The organism is Anaerosporobacter sp. (assembly GCF_965301125.1).
Genome location: NZ_CBDLAM010000302.1, coordinates 700 through 2987, shown reverse-complemented (window position 1 = coordinate 2987; position 2288 = coordinate 700). Strand labels below are relative to the sequence as shown.

Below are 2288 nucleotides of genomic sequence, written 5' to 3'. Positions count from 1 at the left end.
GATGAGAGTAATGAACGTTAAGAAAATAAATCAAGAAGTGATAGCTGCTAGTATTATTTCACTTGTCGTGTTATGTATTATTTTAATTGGAGTAATGACAGATAAAACTGTTGCAAGAGCATCAGCAACGCAAGACGAAAAGTACGTAATGAGTATTCGTATTGAGAAAGGTGATACATTATGGGGTATTGCTAAAGAGAATATTACGAGTCATTATGAAAGTGTAAATGAATACATAGAAGAGATAAAGGAATGTAATTCTTTGGTGTCAGATGTAATACATGAAGGGCAGTATTTGATTGTACCTTATTATAGTTCCTCAACAAATTAACCAATAAAAGCAGGAAGTTACACTCAAGTAGCTTCCTTTTTCTTATTATCATAACTGTTGTAATATTATAGTTGTATCCTATCTATGAGATAAATAAGGAGCAATTTATCATATTTAAGCATTTTATAGTTTATCTTAATCTTCTAATTTTATAATAAATATCGTATATAAAATCAATATTTGACACAATTCTAACACTTTTTGAACCTAGTATTAGGTTGTAAATATTCGTTTCAGAGTTTATTCTTAAATTGACATACGTATATTTGCAACATGATAGTTAAAGGTAAGTCTACCCCTTTAATTATATATCAATTTGCTTGATACTTTATGTTAGTTATAGCAGTAAGAAAGGTGAGAAAATGGAACAACAAGGGAAAAAAGTAATTAGCCGAGTTTTGAATTACCACAAGACTCAATGGAAGCAACACAAAACTATTTATATGCTGCTATTTGCGTTACTACTTATCATAACACCGGTTCTTTCGGTAAAAGCAGCGTCATCATTGAAGTTATATTATGATAAGAAGAATGTAACGTATACAGGAAAGCAAATTGTGTATAAAATTGATGGTAAACAAGTTAGTAAAAAAAATTACCCAGGTATTGTGATTGGATCCACTTCATTAGTATCTTATAAAGATGTATTCGTGAATTCCAAGATTGGAATTACATCTTCTTATTCTTCTAGTAAAGGAACCCTTACATTGAAGAAAGATTATACTACCATTAAGTTTACACTAGGTAGTAAAACAGTATATGTTGACGGGAAGAAGCAAACAGTTTCTCAAGCACCAATAAAAGTAAAATTTAAGTCAACAGGAGTTACTAAGATTCTTGTTCCTGCTAGATTTGTTGCAGAAGCTTTTGGATATAACTACAGTTATAATAGTAGTAAGGCATTAGCAACTATTACAAGTCCGAAAACAGCAGCACTTAATCTTTATGATTACAATGAAAAAAAATGGTTTACGTATCGTGGTACTCAAGGCAAAGTAAAGGTAGATGGTAAGAATGTTAGTGTAACTACATTGCCAAGTATTTTACATGAATCTACAACGATGGTTCAAGTAAAGAAAGTATTCGCAACTACAATAGGTGCAAAATATACGTATAATAAAGAAGATAAGACAATAACATTAGAAAAAAATGACACTACTATTGTAATGACATTGGATAGCAAAGTGGCCAAAGTAAATGGAAAGAAGAAAACTTTACCACATGCACCTATGAAACTTAAGAATAAAGCCAATGGTAAAACGTATATTATGGTTCCTGCTTATGCGGTATCTAGCTATCTAGGCTATGATTACGCATGGGATAGTTCTACTGGTACATCAATATTAACTGAGAAAGCAGATGTAGTTGAACCAGATAATCAAACGCCGCCTGAAGAGGAAATGGAATATGTTAATCTACCAATTACTGATACTTATAAGAATATATATGATGAACTAAAGAATAAATCTTATAAAACAGTGATTAATTCCAATTACACAACTACTGCAGTTTTGGGAGATTTTACAAAGGATACACAAGTTTATTCAGATAGAGAAGTATTCCAATTAAAGGCTTACTCAACATTTAGTAAAATACATTCCTATTACACGACTGATAACTCATTGGTTATAGATGTGGAACAATCTACAGCAACAAATAATACGTATACTTATAGTAACAGTATTGTTGATAGTGCAACTGTAACATACAATGAATCATCTCAATCAAGCAAAATAGTATTAACTACAAATGTAAAACAACCAAAGTATGAATTACAGTTATCAGATGATGCAATGACATTAACAGTGGTTGTTTACTATAATTATATTGAAAATGTAAATGTAAATTATGATTATCATACAGATTTAGCTTCTATCGATATGCTATATCAGGCAACGATGAATGTAACTTCTGATGATACCAATGTCTATATTGATCTACCTTTTACTGTAAATAG

2 protein-coding genes are annotated in these 2288 nt (G+C 30.5%); both read left to right on the top strand.

Translation table 11 applies throughout. The features are described 5' to 3' along the window. A partial coding sequence (gene yneA, locus ACW2QF_RS19075; RefSeq protein ID WP_455717603.1) for a cell division suppressor protein YneA occupies positions 1-331 on the top strand: 331 nt, incomplete at its 5' end. Between the two features lie 362 nt (positions 332-693). After that, positions 694-2288, top strand: a 1595-nt coding sequence (locus tag ACW2QF_RS19070; RefSeq protein WP_455717602.1) for a copper amine oxidase N-terminal domain-containing protein, incomplete at its 3' end; no start/stop codon positions are given.